The sequence below is a fragment of the Catenuloplanes niger genome, from assembly GCF_031458255.1.
GTDB lineage: Bacteria > Actinomycetota > Actinomycetes > Mycobacteriales > Micromonosporaceae > Catenuloplanes > Catenuloplanes niger.
Genome location: NZ_JAVDYC010000001.1, coordinates 8,416,420 through 8,431,916, shown reverse-complemented (window position 1 = coordinate 8,431,916; position 15,497 = coordinate 8,416,420). Strand labels below are relative to the sequence as shown.

13 protein-coding genes are annotated in these 15,497 nt (G+C 72.5%); 7 read left to right on the top strand and 6 right to left on the bottom strand.

Features of this window, described 5'->3' with window-relative positions; translation table 11 throughout:
• Positions 1–30 precede the first annotated feature (30 nt).
• Complete coding sequence (locus J2S44_RS37040) at positions 31–1,443, top strand: nitronate monooxygenase (RefSeq protein WP_310430103.1); 1,413 nt, start codon at positions 31–33, stop codon at positions 1,441–1,443.
• 39 nt (positions 1,444–1,482) lie between these two features.
• Here the strand turns inward: J2S44_RS37040 and J2S44_RS37035 are convergent, their stop codons facing one another.
• Complete coding sequence (locus J2S44_RS37035; protein ID WP_310424144.1) at positions 1,483–4,119, bottom strand: putative bifunctional diguanylate cyclase/phosphodiesterase; 2,637 nt, start codon at positions 4,117–4,119, stop codon at positions 1,483–1,485.
• Positions 4,120–4,457: 338 nt separating this feature from the next.
• Between J2S44_RS37035 and J2S44_RS37030 the strand changes: the two genes are divergently transcribed.
• Entirely contained in the window at positions 4,458–5,570 is a 1,113-nt protein-coding gene (locus J2S44_RS37030) for a DUF3500 domain-containing protein (protein ID WP_310424140.1), read from the top strand.
• Complete coding sequence (locus J2S44_RS37025; protein ID WP_310424138.1) at positions 5,570–7,036, top strand: nickel/cobalt transporter; 1,467 nt, start codon at positions 5,570–5,572, stop codon at positions 7,034–7,036. Before J2S44_RS37030 ends, J2S44_RS37025 begins: the two co-directional genes overlap by 1 nt.
• A gap of 36 nt (positions 7,037–7,072) precedes the next feature.
• On the opposite strand, the gene J2S44_RS37020 is transcribed toward J2S44_RS37025, so the two are convergent.
• Complete coding sequence (locus J2S44_RS37020; RefSeq protein ID WP_310424135.1) at positions 7,073–7,783, bottom strand: trimeric intracellular cation channel family protein; 711 nt, start codon at positions 7,781–7,783, stop codon at positions 7,073–7,075.
• A gap of 251 nt (positions 7,784–8,034) precedes the next feature.
• Between J2S44_RS37020 and J2S44_RS37015 the strand changes: the two genes are divergently transcribed.
• The 3 genes from J2S44_RS37015 (at position 8,035) to J2S44_RS37005 (ending at position 10,351) form a co-directional block, all read left to right on the top strand.
• On the top strand, positions 8,035–8,532 hold the full coding sequence (locus tag J2S44_RS37015) for an SRPBCC family protein (RefSeq protein WP_310424132.1): 498 nt from the start codon (positions 8,035–8,037) through the stop codon (positions 8,530–8,532).
• Positions 8,529–9,377, top strand: a complete 849-nt coding sequence (locus J2S44_RS37010; protein WP_310424129.1) for an MmyB family transcriptional regulator — start codon at positions 8,529–8,531, stop codon at positions 9,375–9,377. The genes J2S44_RS37015 and J2S44_RS37010 overlap by 4 nt, the downstream gene beginning before the upstream one ends.
• A 62-nt stretch (positions 9,378–9,439) precedes the next feature.
• Positions 9,440–10,351 (top strand): AraC family transcriptional regulator, encoded by a 912-nt coding sequence (locus tag J2S44_RS37005; protein ID WP_310424126.1) that lies wholly within the window; start codon positions 9,440–9,442, stop codon positions 10,349–10,351.
• On the opposite strand, the gene J2S44_RS37000 is transcribed toward J2S44_RS37005, so the two are convergent.
• The 4 genes from J2S44_RS37000 to J2S44_RS36985 all read right to left on the bottom strand — a co-directional run bounded on the left by J2S44_RS37000 (position 10,348) and on the right by J2S44_RS36985 (position 14,845).
• On the bottom strand, positions 10,348–11,313 hold the full coding sequence (locus J2S44_RS37000; RefSeq protein ID WP_310424123.1) for a phosphotriesterase family protein: 966 nt from the start codon (positions 11,311–11,313) through the stop codon (positions 10,348–10,350). The genes J2S44_RS37005 and J2S44_RS37000 overlap by 4 nt on opposite strands.
• Entirely contained in the window at positions 11,310–13,049 is a 1,740-nt protein-coding gene (locus J2S44_RS36995; RefSeq protein ID WP_310424120.1) for a LuxR C-terminal-related transcriptional regulator, read from the bottom strand. Before J2S44_RS36995 ends, J2S44_RS37000 begins: the two co-directional genes overlap by 4 nt.
• 173 nt (positions 13,050–13,222) lie before the next feature.
• Positions 13,223–14,047 carry a helix-turn-helix transcriptional regulator gene (locus J2S44_RS36990; protein WP_310424117.1) on the bottom strand — a complete coding sequence of 275 codons (825 nt, stop codon included), beginning with the start codon at positions 14,045–14,047 and terminating at the stop codon, positions 13,223–13,225.
• 279 nt (positions 14,048–14,326) lie between these two features.
• Positions 14,327–14,845, bottom strand: coding sequence for an SRPBCC family protein (locus tag J2S44_RS36985; protein ID WP_310424115.1), 519 nt, complete (start codon positions 14,843–14,845; stop codon positions 14,327–14,329).
• Between the two features lie 180 nt (positions 14,846–15,025).
• Between J2S44_RS36985 and J2S44_RS36980 the strand changes: the two genes are divergently transcribed.
• Positions 15,026–15,454, top strand: a complete 429-nt coding sequence (locus J2S44_RS36980; RefSeq protein WP_310424112.1) for a nuclear transport factor 2 family protein — start codon at positions 15,026–15,028, stop codon at positions 15,452–15,454.
• Positions 15,455–15,497: the final 43 nt, after the last annotated feature.

Genomic DNA, 15,497 nt, shown 5'->3' with positions numbered 1-15,497 from the left:
GGCCCGCGGCCCGGCACGCTACCGGGCGTGATGACGACAGAGGTCCCGTCGGTGATCCAGGGTGGAATGGGTGTCGGCGTCTCCGGCTGGCGGCTGGCCCGGGCCGTGGCGCGCGCCGGGCAGCTCGGCGTGGTCTCCGGCGTCGCGCTCGACGCCCAGCTCGCGCGGCGGCTGCAGCGCGGCGACGAGGGCGGGCACCTGCGGCGCGCGCTGGCGCGGTTCCCGGTGCCGGCACTGGCCGCGACCGTGCTCGACCGCTACTTCGTGCCGGGCGGGGTGCCGGACGGCCGGCCGATGCGCCCGGTGCCGAAACTCGGGTTGCGGCCCCGGATCCAGGCGCAGCTGCTGACCGTGGTCGCGAACTTCGCCGAGGTTCTCCTGGCCAAGGAGGGGCACGACGGCCCGGTCGGCGTGAACTACCTGGAGAAGATCCAGACCGCCACCCCGGCCGCGGTGTACGGCGCGATGCTGGCCGGCGTCGACTACGTGCTGATGGGCGCGGGCCTGCCCACCGAGATCCCGCGGCTGCTGGACACGCTCGCGGCCGGGCGGCCCGCGACGCTGCCGGTCACCGTGCACGGCGCGCTGCCGGGCGAGAGCCACCACGTCACGCTCGACCCGGCCGAGGTGCTCGGCGCGGCCGCCGGGCCGCTGCGCCGGCCGCGGTTCCTCGCGATCGTCTCGTCCGCCACGCTCGCCGGCTACCTCGCCCGGGACGCGGCGACCCGGCCGGACGGCTTCGTGCTGGAGGGACCGGTGGCCGGCGGGCACAGCGCGCGGCCACGGGGCCGGCTGGTGCTCGACGCCGGCGGCGAGCCGGTGTACGGCGCCCGGGACCACATCGACGTACCCTCGATCGCCGCTCTCGGTCTGCCGTTCTGGCTGGCCGGAGGCCAGTGCGGGCCGGAGCACCTGGCCGCGGCCCGGCGGGCGGGGGCGGCCGGGATCCAGGTCGGCACCGCGTTCGCGCTGTGCCGGGAGTCCGCGCTCGACGACGGACTGAAGCGGCGGCTGCGCGGCGACGCGGCCGCCGGCACGCTGACCGTGCGCAACGACGTGCGGGCGTCCCCGACCGGGTTCCCGTTCAAGACCGCGTCGATGGCCGGGACCGCGTCCGACGAGCGGGTCTACGCGGCCCGGCCCCGGCTGTGCGACCTCGGCTACCTGCGCACGCCGTACCGGCGGGAGAACGGCGCGGTCGGCTACCGCTGCCCCGCGGAGCCGGTCGACGAGTACGTGCGCAAGGGCGGCCCCGCCGTGGACACCGAGGGCAGCCGCTGTCTGTGCAACGGCCTGATGTCCACGGCCGGCCTCGGTCAGGCCCGGCCCGGCGGATATCTCGAACCGCCGCTGGTGACGCTCGGCCAGGACCTCGCGTTCCTGTCCCGGCTGACCGGCGACTACGCCGCGGCCGACGTCATCCGGTTCCTGCTGCGGACCTGACGGCCGGGCGCCGCGAGCGGTCACCGACGCACCGGTCCGTCACGGCGCGGTCAGCTCCGCGGCCGTGATCGTGCCCGGGACCGCCTCCGGTGGGACCGGCTTCGAGAACAGGTAGCCCTGACCGTACGGGCAGCCCATGCCGTTGAGCGTGGCGCGCTGGCCGGCGTCCTCGATGCCCTCGGCGACCACGGTCAGGCCGAGGTCGCGGGCCAGCGTGACGATCGCGGTGACCAGCGCGGCCTGCCGGTCGCTGGTCACGATGTCGTCGATGAACGATTTGTCGATCTTGAGGACGTCCACCGGGAGGTGCCGCAGATAGCTCAGCGACGAGTAGCCGGTGCCGAAGTCGTCGATCGCGATCCGCACGCCGAGCGCCCGCAGCGCGCGCAGGTCCGCGAGCACCTGCTCGGTGTCGTGCAGCACCAGGCTCTCGGTGATCTCCAGCAGCAGCGCGCCCGGCGCGGCCCCGGTGCCGTCCAGCGCGGCGCGGACCTGACCGACGAAGTCCGGGCGGCGGAACTGCCGGGCGGACACGTTCACGCTCACGTACGCCGGCGCGGCTGCCGGGTGGTCCCGCTGCCAGCGGACGAACCGGTGCAGCGCCTCGCGCAGCGCCCAGCCGCCGATGCCGACGATCGCGCCGCTCTCCTCCGCGAGCTCGATGAAGTGGTACGGCCCGAGCAGCCCCCGCTCCGGGTGCTGCCAGCGCACCAGCGCCTCCAGCCCGACCACCGCGCCGGTCGGCATGTCCACGATCGGCTGGTAGTGCAGCACGAACTGCTCGCGCTCGACCGCCTCGTGCAGCGCCTGCCGCAGCGCGGACCGTTCGATCATCGCGGTCTGCAGGTCCGGCCGGTACCGCTTCCAGTCGCCCTTCCCGGCGCCCTTGGCCAGGTAGAGCGCCAGATCCGCGTGCCGCAGCAACTCGGTCGGCGTGCTCGCGTCCGCGCTGGTGGCCAGGCCGATGCTGGCCGCGCCGCTGGCCGCGAACCGGCCGCCGAGACCGTCGCTGACCTCGACCGGCGCCCGCAGCGCGGCGATCACCCGCGCGGCCACGTCCTCCGCGCCGCCGGGCCCGTCCGCGTGGGCGACCAGGATCGCGAACTCGTCGCCGCCCATCCGCGCCGCGGTGTCGTCCGGCCCGACCGAGCGGGAGATCCGCTCGGCCACGCTGACCAGCACCTGGTCGCCGACCGCGTGCCCGAGCGTGTCGTTGACCTCCTTGAAGTCGTCCAGGTCGACGAAGAGCACGCCGATGCCGGCCCCGGCCAGCTCGGCCCGCGCGTAGGACTGGTCGAGCCGGTCCCGGAACAGCACCCGGTTCGCCAGCCCGGTCAGGCTGTCGTGGAACGCCTGGTGCGCCAGGTCGTTCTCCAGCCGGCGCCGCTCCGTCACGTCGCGCAGCGTGAGGACCAGCCCGCGGACGGTCGGATCGCCCCGCAGGTCCCGGACCGCGCACTCGACCTGCAGCAGGCACCGGTCGGCGCGGACCGCGGTCAGGTCGGCGCTCTCCACCCGGCCGCGCTCGGCCAGCAGCAGCGTGTCGTGATGGGTGTCCGCGACGATGGTGTGCAGCGGCGTCCCGGTCAGGTCCGGGTAGCCGAGCAGCACGGTCGCGGACGGGCTGGCGTAGCGGATCCGCGCGTCGTCGCCGACGATCAGGATCACGTCCGACGCGCTCTGGATGAGCGTGCGGAAGTACGCCTCCCCCTCGCGCCGGCTCACCTCCGCGGCCAGCGCCGTGCGTTCCGTCATCAGCCCGTACACGCGCGCCATCACCAGCACGAACATCAGCGCGGCCGCGGCGGCGATGATCGGCGCGTCGACCACCTCGCCGTGCGCGTACTGCAGCAGCAGCACCGCCGGCGCGATCAGCGAGGCGCCGGTGAGCAGCACCAGCCGGCGCATCGCGGCCCGCGGGCCGAGGTCCGGCTCACCGGCCGGCTCCCCCGCGACCGCGGCCATCGACGGGTGCAGCGCGGCGAGTCCCGCACAGCCGTACATCGCGACCCAGCCCAGGTCGACCGGGCCGCCGATCTGCCAGGTCGCGTCGAGCCGGCCGAGGCTGTACACGATGTCCGAGACCAGCAGCCCGGTGACGGCCACGGTCAGCAGGCGCACCGTGGCCGGCTTGCGCCCCGGCGCCACGAGCAGGCGGAGCAGAAAACCCAGGGACAACACGTCACCCACCGGGTACGCCACGGACAGCGACTTCTCCACCGCGCTCAGATCGGTGGCCCGCGCGTACGGTGCGACCAGGAACACCCAGGTGAGTAGCCCGAAACTGACGGTCGGCACCAGCGCGTCGAGCAGCGCCGCCCGGTTGCGGTCACCCGCGCGGGACCGGACGAGCAGCAGCAGCCCGCCGCCGAGCAGCGGATAGACCAGCAGGTAGAGCACGTCCGCGACACCCGGGTAGGGCGGCTGCAGCTGCAGCGTGAGATACGTGTTGTTGATCGTGTCGCCGGTGACGAACACCAGCAGCGCCGCCGCGATCAGCAGCCACGCCGACCACCGCGCCGGCCGGTGCAGCCACACGCCGGTCACGATCGCGGCCACGCCGCCGAGCCCGATCAGCGCCCACAGCTCCAGCCGCCACGCCGGCCAGGCGTAGTACATCGCGCTCAGCACCGCCAGCCCCACCAGGTACCCGACGCGGCCGCCCCTGCCTCTCATGCCCTCCCCATCGGCGCGCCCACGCGGCTCCTGACGCGTTTTACCATCCGATTACGCCCGTTAAATCCGTTTCCGCGCGCGTCGAGCCGGCGGCGCGTCGAGCCGGCGCATCGTGCCGAACGGGATCCACCGGACGTCATCCCAGCCCCCGGGCCGGCTCGACGCGGGGGTATTCGATCGTCGTCACCGGGAATCATGTCCGGCAACACCTACTCCGTACGTCGGCCGCACGCGCGTCCATCCCTTCGGCGGCACCGGGGGTCACTATGCGGCATCCGGATAGTTTCCATGCGTCATTCGCGTTGGTGAGCCACCGATCGCACCGGCAGATTGTGGGCATGGCTCGACCACGTGACTCGACGTCCCTCGGTGTGGCAGCCCTGGCGGTCTCCGCCGGGCTGCTGGTGCTCGCGCTCACCGCGTGCAGCGGCGACAGCGGTTCCCTCGATCCGGCGCCACGCGCCTCGATCCCGTCGAGCCCGGCGGGCTCGAGCGCGGCACCGCCGAACGCACCGGGCGCGTCCTCGTCCGCCACCACGGCGATCGTGACGGCGGCGAACGCCTTCCTCGCCACCCTGACCGACAGCGAGCGTGACAGCGTGCTGTTCGACCGGGGCGACCGGGAGCAGAAGCAGCGCTGGTCCAACCTGCCGCACGGCGTTTTCGACCGCGAGGGCCTGATGGTCGGCGACCTGGCGCAGAGCAAGGTCGACGCGTTCCTCACGATGATGCGGGCCACGCTCAGCCCGGAGGGCTACCACCGGGTGATCGACGAGTGGGCGGCCGACGACGCCCTCGCCTCCCGTCGCGGCGGGAGCATCGGCCGGCAGTACTACTGGTTCGCGATCATCGGTGAGCCGTCACCGACCGAGCCGTGGCAGTGGCAGTTCGGCGGCCACCACCTCTCGGTCAACGCCACCGTCGAGGGCGACGCCCTCTCGATGACCCCCAGCTTCCTCGGCGCCGAACCGGCCACCTACGACGCCGACGGAAACTCCGTCCGCCCGCTCGGCGACATCACCGACCAGGCGTTCAGTCTGGTCGACTCGCTCAGTGACGCCCAGCGGCAGCGAGCGGTACTCGGCAGCCAGCCGATCGACCTCGTGCTCGGAGCGGGACAGGACTGCCGGTCCATCCCGTCCGAAGGGCTGCCCGGATCGGAGATGACCGGCGCCCAGCAGGCCGCGTTCCGTACGCTGCTCAGCAAGTACGGCGGGCTCGGCAACGGCCCGCACGCCGCCGCCCGGCAGGCGCAGCTGGAAGCCGACCTCACCACCACCCACTTCGCCTGGTACGGCCCGACCACGCCCGGCAGCGCCGCATACTTCCGGATCACCGGTCCGCGCGTCGTCGTCGAGTACTCCCCGCAAGCCATGGGCGGCGATCCCGAGAACCACATCCACGGCATCTATCGTGACCCCACCAACGACTACGGCGGCACGGTCTGCTGATGAACCGTCGTGCCCTGATCAGCCGCCGTGCGGCCGCGGCGGTCGTGCTGGCCCCGCTCAGTCTGTTGATCGGCGTGCTGCTGCCGGCCGGTCCGGCAGCGGCGCACCCGCTCGACGCCCTCCTCCACGCGGCCTATCTGACTCCGGCCCCGGGCTCGATCGGCGTCGACCTCGACATCTCACCCGGCGTACTCGTCGCACCCGACGCCCTCGCCGATCTCGATCCCGACCGCGACCGGCAGATCACCGGCGCCGAGGCCCGCGCGTACGCCGAGCGCGTCCTCGGCCGCCTTCAGATCCGCGCGGACGGCGTACCCCTGCGCGTCGCCCCGGTGGACGTGGACATGCCGCCCTACCTGACCATCCAGGCCGGCTACGGCGTCATCCGTCTCCATGGCCGGGCCGACGGAGCACCGGTGGGCGGCGGCGAGCACGAGATCTTCTTTCGCAACGACAACACCACCCGAGGCGCGACCTATCAGGTCAACGCCGTCAGCCACGCCGGCGCACCGGTCGTTCTGGGCACCCAGCAACGCGACGCGGCTCAGCAGCAGAGCCGCGTCGCCTATCGCATCGGCACCGGCGCCGCGGCCGCGCCAGCGGCGTCGGAGACCGCGGCACCGCCCGGGTCCGGCCGGCTGGCCGGGCTTCTCGAGTCCCGGACGCTGTCGGTGACCGTCGTGCTCCTGGCGATCGGCTTCGCCGCCCTGCTCGGAGCCCTCCACGCGCTCACGCCCGGCCACGCGAAGACGCTCATGGCCGCGTACCTCGTCGGGAGCGGCGGCACGACCCGCAACGCCGTCACACTGGGTGCGGTCATCACCTTCACCCACACCGCATCGGTCATCGCCATCGGCATGGTCGCCCTGTTCGCCAGCCGGTTCCTCGTCCCCGGCGTCCTGGTGCCCGCCCTGGAGATCATCTCCGGCGCGCTGGTCCTCGTGATCGGCCTGCAACTGATCAGGCGACGCCGGCCCGCCGCCTTCACCGGCCGGCGGGAACACACCCGCCCAGTCGAACGCGTGCCGGTGCACGCCGGGGTCACCCACCCACATCACCACGACCATCATCATCACGAAGCCGGCGCCACGCACAGCCACGGCGGACGCTCGCACACACACGCGCTTCCGGTCAGCGGCCTCACGCCACGCAACCTCATCGCGATGGGAGTCTCCGGCGGGCTCGTGCCCTGTCCCGAAGCGCTCGGCGTCATGGTCCTCGCGGTGGGCGTCAACCGCACCGTTCTCGGCCTCGGCCTCATCCTCTCCTTCAGTCTGGGCCTGGCCGCGGTCCTCATGGGGCTGGGCATCGTTCTCGTCCGGTTCCGCCACCTCGTCGGCCGTTTCGCCCGCCTCGGCACCCGATGGACGACGGCGCTTCCCCTGGTCAGCGCCGTGGTCGTCAGCGCACTCGGCGCAGGGCTGGTCCTGAAAGGACTGGGCACCGGCTTCCCGATGCTGTGCTGACCCGCGCGACACCGGCCGTGAGCCGCTTCGGCCGCGTCAGCGCGGTGTCCGGTCGCGGGCCACCGGCAGCGGTACGGTCACGTCGTTCCAGGGTGAGCCGTTCGTGCGGTGCACGGACGTCTCGTCCACGCTGTCGGTGCGGCGATGCCAGCGGGCCGCGGCCGGCCGCAGTTGCAGGTTCCAGCGTACGGTCGCGATGCGCACGACGGCCGCGAGCACGACCAGCGACGCCACCAGCGGGGGACTGGACAGGTGGGCCCGCAGGAGCCAGGCGAGCACGGTCGTCAGCAGCACGGGCACCATGACCGAGTCGTTCCAGAAGAGCCGGGAACGGTGGCCGGCCAGCAGATCGCAGATGACTCCGCCGCCGACCGCGGTGAGCGTGCCGCACAGCATCATTCCGCCGAGCCCGAGGCCTGACTCCGCGGCACGGATGGCACCGAACAACGCGAACGCACCGGTGCCCACGGCGTCCAGCACGGCCAGGCCCGGCTCGACGCGGTGGAAGTGCGGGAACACCACCACCACGGTGGCCGCCGCGACGGTGACGACCGCGACGTACCGGTAGTCGGCGATGTAGGCGGGTGTGCCGTGCAGGATGACCTCGCGCACGGTGCCGCCACCCATGGCGACCAGCCCCGCGCAGACGAAGACGCCGAAGTAGTTCATCCGCACCCGCAGTGCCTGGTAGGCGCCGTAACTGCCGAAGGCGAAGACCCCGGTCAGGTCCAGGACGTAGGACAGCATCGCGACTCGAGGTCACCTCTTCAGAAGATCGTCGGCTGACACCACCGGGGAGGACCGCGTCGCGGGCCGACGACCGGGCGGTTCGTACCCGACGGACCGTACGTCCGCGAAACGCTCAGCCGACAGGTCACCACCTACTCATCGAGTACCTGTTTCCCGGGAGCGCCCGCCCGGTGCGGCGTTCGAGGACCGTGAGGGTATGTACTGACAGGTGTCTGCCCCGGCCGCGCGCCGGCCGGGATGCTCGTGGCATGACCACAACGAGTGTTCCGATCACCGTCTTCGCCCGCACGACGACCAGCCCCGCGCACACCTACCGGGTCATCGTGCCGATCGACCTCGCCCGGGTGTTCAAGCCGTGGGGACCGTTCCCCGGCGTCGCGGAGGTGCGCGACCAGACCGGTACCTGGGACCGGCCGGGGACGTCGCGCCAAACCTGGTTCACGGACGGTTCCAAGGCCGACGAGCGGCTCACCGAGACCGCGGAGGGGCACGGGTTCGCCTACGAGCTGAGCGGCTTCACCAACGTGCTGGCCGGTCTGGTCTCCGGGGTACGCGGCGAGTGGTCGTTCCTGCCCGACGGCACCGGCACGTCGATCCGGTGGACCTACGACTTCAAGCCGTTGCCGGGCCGCCGCTGGATCGTCGCGGGGCCGTTCAAGCCGCTCTGGACCCGCTACATGCGCGCCGCACTCGCCCGGATGGTGACCGTGGTGCAGGAGACGCCCGGTGGCATCATGCAGGAGTGAGCGACCCGAGCTTCGGCGCCTTGCTGCGCGGCTGGCGTGACCGCCTCGACCCGGCCGATGCCGGCTACGCCCGGTCGGCCCGCAGTCGCGCCCCCGGCCTGCGCCGGGAGGAACTCGCCGAGCTCGCCGGCCTGTCCGTCGAGTACGTGCTGCGCCTGGAGCAGGGCCGGGCCACGAATCCGTCCGGACAGGTGGTCTCGGCCGTCGCCCGGGCGCTGCGGCTCACCACGGCCGAGCGCGATCAGCTGTTCCGCGCCGCCGGCCTGCTCCCCCCGCGCGACCGCACCGTCGGCACGCACGTGCCGCCGAGCGTCCGCCGCCTCGTCGGCCGCCTCGGTGACCTCCCGATCGGCGTGTTCGCCGCCGACTGGAGCCTGCTGTGGTGGAACGACATGTGGACGGCCCTGCACGGCGACCCGTCCGGCCTGCCGCCCGCCGAACGCAACCTCGCCCGCGCGCTCTTCGGCACCGGAGCGGGTCGTTGGCACCTGCGTCCCGTCTCGTCGGCGGCCGGACCGTACGCGTTCGAGACCGCGATCGTCGCGGACCTGCGCGAAGCGGTCGCCCGCTACCCGGCCGACCCGGGACTGGCCGCGCTCGTGGACGGGTTGCGGACGGTGTCGCCGTTCTTCGGTGAGCTGTGGGCCGCGGCGGACATGGCGCAGCTGACCGGGGACCTGAAGACGATCAGCCATCCCGAGCTCGGCGACGTCACCCTGGACTGCGACGTGCTGACCGTGCCGGGAGCCGACCTGCGCATCGTCACCTACACGGCGGCCCCGGCGACCAGCGGCGCCGACCAGCTGGAGCGCATGCGTACGTCCCGGTTCAGCGAGGCCCGCTGAGCCGGCCCCACGCCGCCGGCCGCGATCGGCACGGCAGGTCCGGGGCGTCGTTACGATGACTTGTGACATCCACTGCGACGACCTCGGTCAGTGATTGGCAGCAGGCGTTCGCGGACCTGCACGGCGCGATGCGGATCACCGTGCCGGACCGGGACGCACCATGGTCCAGCCGCCTCGAGGTTCGCCGGACCTCCTCGTACGGTGTGGCGTTCTGTGGTGGTGGCCGGCAGTTCGTGAGCCGCCAGTCCCGCCACATCCGCGCCGACCCGCGCGGCCGTTTCGAACTGCTGGTCCCGCTCACCGGCAGCGCCGGGATGGAACAGGACCGGACCGCGGCGCAGATCGGCCCCGAGGCGATGGTGCTGTGCGACCTGGACCGTCCGCTGACCTTCACACACCAGGACGACTTCCGGTCCATCGCCCTGATCGTGCCCGAGGACGCCGTCGCGGGACGCAGCCGCGCCCTGACCGCCGGGTCCCGGCGGATCGACGCCCGCACCGGCCTGGGCCGCGTCGTCCGGCAGTTGGTCACCAGCATCCACCAGGAGCGTCAGCTGCTCTCCGGCGCGGCGTTCGACCTGACCTGCGACCGCCTCCTCGACCTGGTCTGCCTGGCCGCCGAGGGTGGTGGCGCCGCCGCACCGGCCGATCGGCGCGCACTCGTCGAGACCGAGATCCGGCGGTACGTCCGGCAGCACGCCGCCGAGCCCGGCCTCGACGTCACCGTGGTCGCCCGCGCGCTGGGCTGGTCGCCCCGCTACCTCCAGCAGGTGCTGCGGGACGCCGGCACCACACCCCGCGACCTGATCCGCCGGGAGCGGCTGTTGCTCGCCCGCTCCCGGCTGGCCAGCCCCGCGTGGTCCCGGACGTCGATCGGCGGCATCGCCCGCTCCTGCGGTTTCGGCAGCCACGCGTCCTTCACGACCGCGTTCCGCGCCGAGTTCGGCGTCCCGCCCCGCGACGCGCGGTCCTAGACCGCCCGGGTGAAGTACCTGCGGGGGTTGTCCACCAGCATCGTGGTGAGCTGCTGCTCGGTCACGCCGGACGCGCGCAGCGCCGGCAGCACGACCTCGTGCAGGTGGCCGTAGTGCCAGTTGGGCAGCGCCTGCTCGCGTACGCCCGGCGGGAACCAGTCGATGTGGCAGGACGCGTCGTGCGACAGCACCATCCGGTCGGCGTAACCGTCCCGAGCCAGCGCCGCAACGGTCTCCACCCGCTTGTCGCCGGGCAGCAGCACGTCCAGCCCGAACCGGTCCATGCCCAGGTACGAGCCGTTGTCGGCGACCCGGCGCAGGTGGTCCAGGTCGGTGCTGTCCCCGCTGTGCCCGATCACCACCGTGGTCAGGTCCACGCCCTCGCCGCGCAGCACCTCCTGCGCGACCAGCCCGGTGCCCGCGCCCGGGTTGGTGTGCACGGTGATCGGCGCGCCCGTGCGTACGGCGGCCTGGGCCGTGGCCCGGAGCACCCGCTCCACCCCCGGGGTCAGCCGGTCCTCGATCGCGCACTTCAGGAACGCCGCCCGGATGCCCGTGTCCGCGATCCCCTCGGTGAGCTCCCGGACGAACAGCGCGACCATCGGCTCCGGCCCGCCCAGCAGCGTGCCCGGGCCGTGGTACCGCAGGTGATCCGGGATGTCGGACAGCGTGTAGACGCCGGCCGCCACCACGATGTTCAGGTCCACCCGCGCGTTCACCCGGGCGATGCGGGCCACGTCGCGGCCGAGACCGATCACGGTCGGGTCGGCGATCGTCGTCACGCCGGTCGCGGCGAGCGCCGTCAGCCGTCGTACCGCGTCCGCGACCCGCTCGTCCTCGTCCCAGGTCTCCGGTTCGGCGCGCCGGAACTCGTCGCTGATCACGAAGACGTGCTCGTGCATGAGCACGGTCCCGAGTTCCCCGACCGGAACCGGCCCACGAACGGTGTCGACTGATGTCACTTTCCGGTCCTTCCAACGGTGTGTCTGTCCTCCTCACCTTCGCCGGACGCGGCGGAACCCGCTTTCGCCCCGGCGCACACCGCTTTCGCCGGAGCGAACGGCAGAGGCCGCGGGCCGCGCTCGGCCCGGGCGACCCACAGGGCCACGTCGACCCGGCTGCGGACGCCGAGCTTCGTGCGGATGTTCGCCAGGTGGCTGGCCACCGTACGCACGCTGATGTGCAGTTCGTTGGCGATCTGGCCGTTGGTGAGGCCGCCGGCCACCCGCCGGGCCACGGCGAGCTCCCGGCGCGTGAGGACACCGGCCGGGTCGTCACCGAGCAGCGTGTCGCCGCGGAGCGCCAGTGCGATGAGCTGTTCGACGGTCAGCGACGCGCCCTCCGCCGCCGCGGCTCGCGCCGCCGTGGGACCGATGGCCCGCCGTGCGGCCGTGGTCGCCGCGTCCAGCTCCCGGGTCCAGAGCGAGTGCACCGGGTGGCCCACCGCGGTCGTCCCGGCTATCAGGGTGACGGCGAGTGCGTACCGTCCGCGACGGGCCGCGATGAGTGCCGCGCACTCGACGGCGCCGAGGACGTAGTCGCGGTCGGGCACCGGCATGGTGAGCACGGCCCTGACGTACTCGGCGGCGGTGGTGTCGTCCCGTTGCAGGACGGCGGTCATGGCGGCGTTGTGCAACACCGTCATCCCGTGGTGGTTGGCGAAGCGGTCGGCGAGCGGCAGCGACCGGTCGGTCTGCGATTCGTACAGCTGGATGGATTCGGTGATTGCCTCGCGTGCCGCCGGCAGGTCTCCGCTTCCGATGAGCAGCCATGCCTGCTTGCTGAGGATCGGGCCCGTCATGTCCGGTCGGGCCGTCCGGCGCAGGAGCGCGATGAGCTCCTCGCCGGCCCGGATTCCGCCGGCCAGGTCACCGGTCGAGCCGCGCGTCATCATGACGCTGGTGAGCGCGAGCGCCAGCGTGTAGTTGTCGCCGATCCCGTGAGCGAGTTCGAGCGCGCGGTCGGAGTGACGCACCGCGGCCTCGCGGTCGCCTCGGCGCGCGTCGTTCTGGGCGAGCAGCACCAACGCGTGCGCGCGGTCCGGCGGCGACGCGGCCGGTGTGCTCAGTACGTCGGGGAGCAGGTGTCCGACCTCGGCCAGGTCGAACGTGTTGGCCAGGAAACGGGCGAGCAGGACGGCCAGGGTCGGATGCAGCGGGTGGTGGCGGGCCGCGGCCACGGTCACCGCGTACCGCAGGTTGTCCATCTCCGCGACGATCTGCCGCTCGATCGCCGTGAGCTCGTCGCCCCGCGGGCATTCCCGGAGTCGTAGCTCGACGTCGGCCAGCCAGCGCAGCAGCAGGTTCTGCACGGACGCCAGCCGGCCGGCGGCCATGACGCGCTCGCCGTACGCCCGCAGTGACCGCAGCATCCGGAACCGGCCCGGACGGTGCGGATCGGCCGCGATCATCGACTTGCGGGCCAGGCCGGTCAGCAACGCCCAGCCGAGATACTGACGGTGCAGGGTCGAGGCGGGGATGTCGAGCAGCTCAGCGAGTTGCCGCCAGCTGAGTCCCCGCGCGCGTCCGAGGCGCACGGCCGATCGCAGCGCCCAGGCGGCGACGCGCTGGGCATCGGCCAGGGCCGACGCGATGCCGGCCGGTCCCGGCGCGGCGTTCGCGGACTCGACCACGACGGCCAGCCGCCGCAGGTACGACTCGACGTCCCCGGCCGGATCGTCTTCTTCGTCGTGGGACAACGCGCCTCCAGTGCCGTGCTCACCACCGGGAGGCCGGACGCGGTCCGGCCCGTCGGGACGGCACAGCATCCGCCGGCCGCCCGACCCGGTGCTGCCGGAGCCACCCGGGCGAGACAGCGTAATAGCACGATCCCCGGACGATTCGTCCGGGGATCACCACGCGGCCGGCGGGATCAGCTCCGGACCGCCGACAGGAGCTGGAGTTTCTCGTCGCTCGGCGTGCCGGGCACCGCGGTGAACAGCAGCAGCCACTGCGCCTGGTCGGGGTCGATCACGATCTGGCAGTAGAGTTCGAGCTCGCCCAGCTCGGCGTGGCGGTATCGCTTGAGGTCGAGGTGGTGCACCACCCCCACCTCGTGCAGCTTCCAGACCTCGGCGAACTCGGGGCTCTCCGCGAGCAGCGCCGCGACGATCTCGCCCGCCCTGCCGTGCGGATCGGCGGTGTACGCGGCCCGGATCTCCGCGGTGAAGACGCGGCCACGTTCGGGGTGGTCCTCCGGCGGATAGAGGTCGCGGGTCGCCGGATCGGTGAACCAGCGATAGACCAGGTAGCGCGACAGGCCGCTGAACCGGGTGAAGTCGCCGAGCAGGGACGTCGCCGGCCGCGTCTGCAGCAGCGTCTCGCCCAGGTGCGACATCACCATCGCGGGCACGTCCGGGAGTCGCTCGATGATGCGCTTCATGGTGGGACTGGCGCGATCCTCGATCAGCGGGCGGCGCGGCACGGAGTGCCCGCCGAGCGCGAAGAGGTGGTCCCGTTCGCTCGCGTTGAGATGCAGTGCGCGGGCCAGCGCGGCGAGGATGGGCACGGACGGCATGGGGCCGCGCTGCTGCTCGATGCGGCCGTAGTAGTCGGCCGACATGCCGGCCAGCGCCGCCACCTCCTCACGCCGCAGCCCGCCCGTGCGCCGGCGCGGACCGCGTGGCAACCCGACGTCCTCCGGCTGCAGCGCCTCGCGTCGTGCCCGCAGGAAATCCGCCAGCAGCGCCCGGTCCACCTCAATCCTCCGTCGTTGTGCGACAACCGTAGGGTTGACCGATCGGCAATCCCACCGTAGAGGAGGGGTTCAGCGGAGTGGATCATCATTTCATGCAGATGTGGAGGCGGGGCGGACGAGCGTCGCACCCGGTCCTCCGAGGTCAGCGGCGTGCCTGCCGTCCCACGGTGGGACGCGCCCGCACCCGAGCCGACCCGGGAAGGACCAGCGGGTCAGGAACCGACAGCGGACGGTAGCCTCGCCCCGGCGATCGGGCCGATCGCCGGGCGTCGTGAGCGCTCAGGCCACCGGGGTCTTCACGGCCGCTTCGCTCCACCGCACCATCCGGTCGAGCGCGACCACCATGTACCGGCGCCAGAGCGGTGCGAACGGGCCGGCGACGATCCACCGCCGCCCCGGCAGCGGCTTGAACTCGTAGGTCCACCGGATCAGCGTGCCGTCGCCGTCCGGATTGAAATTCCACTCCCCGCGTACGCCGGCGGCCAGCCGCGAGAGCACATTGGTGAACCCGGTCAGCTGGTAGGCGAAACTCACCCCGTCGACGCACTCGGTCAGCTGCTCGTCGGCCTGCGACCCGTCCTCGAACTGCGGGTTGCGGGTGGGGCCGGCATGATCCCACGGCTCGGTCTGATTGATCACCGACCGGACCCCGGGGAAGGGCCCGACGCGGTGGAACACGGTCGGCAGGTCGATGGGCATGATCAACCGGAAGGCGTCGGCGGGCGCGAGCGAGCTCCGCTGCTGGACCGTGATCGGGACGGTGTGGTCGGCTGCGCCGATCAGAAGCTCAATCGTCATGCCCACCACCCTGTGGTACGACCGGAGCCGGGTGGCAGGCACAAAAGATCCCCGGACAACGGGGTCCCGGTCCCGCGGCACACCCAACCGGGGATGTTTTGTGCCTGGCTCCCGTCGGCGAGCCCCACCCAGACTTGGCGCACCAACCGATCAAGGGCACACCGCCCGACTGGAGCCGTCATGAGCAACGATCGCCTTGCGCCGCTCGACCTGGCCAAGACCTTCTTCGAGGCACTCGAGAAGCACGACATCTCGCTGATCGAACGCCACCTGGCGGACGACGTGGTGGAGCTGATCCCCTTCTCGAACACCGGGAAGCCGGACCCGTTCTACGCGTTCAACGGCAAGCCCGAGGTCCTCGCGTACCTCACCACCATCGTGACCAGATTCTCGCGCGTGGTCCTGCTCAACAAGCGGTACTCGGTCGACGCCGACGGCGGCACGGTGTTCGTCCAGGCCGAGGGAGACCTCGTGCAGGCCGGCACCGGCACCGCGTACCGGAACGTCTACGTCTTCAAGTTCGAGATCCGCGACGAGCAGATCACCCACATCGACGAGTACGCCAACCCCGTCACCTACTCGCTCCTCGCCGGCCTCCCCCTCGGCTGACACCGGCACCGGCCGGCAACCCCGCCACGGCGGCGGGTTGCCG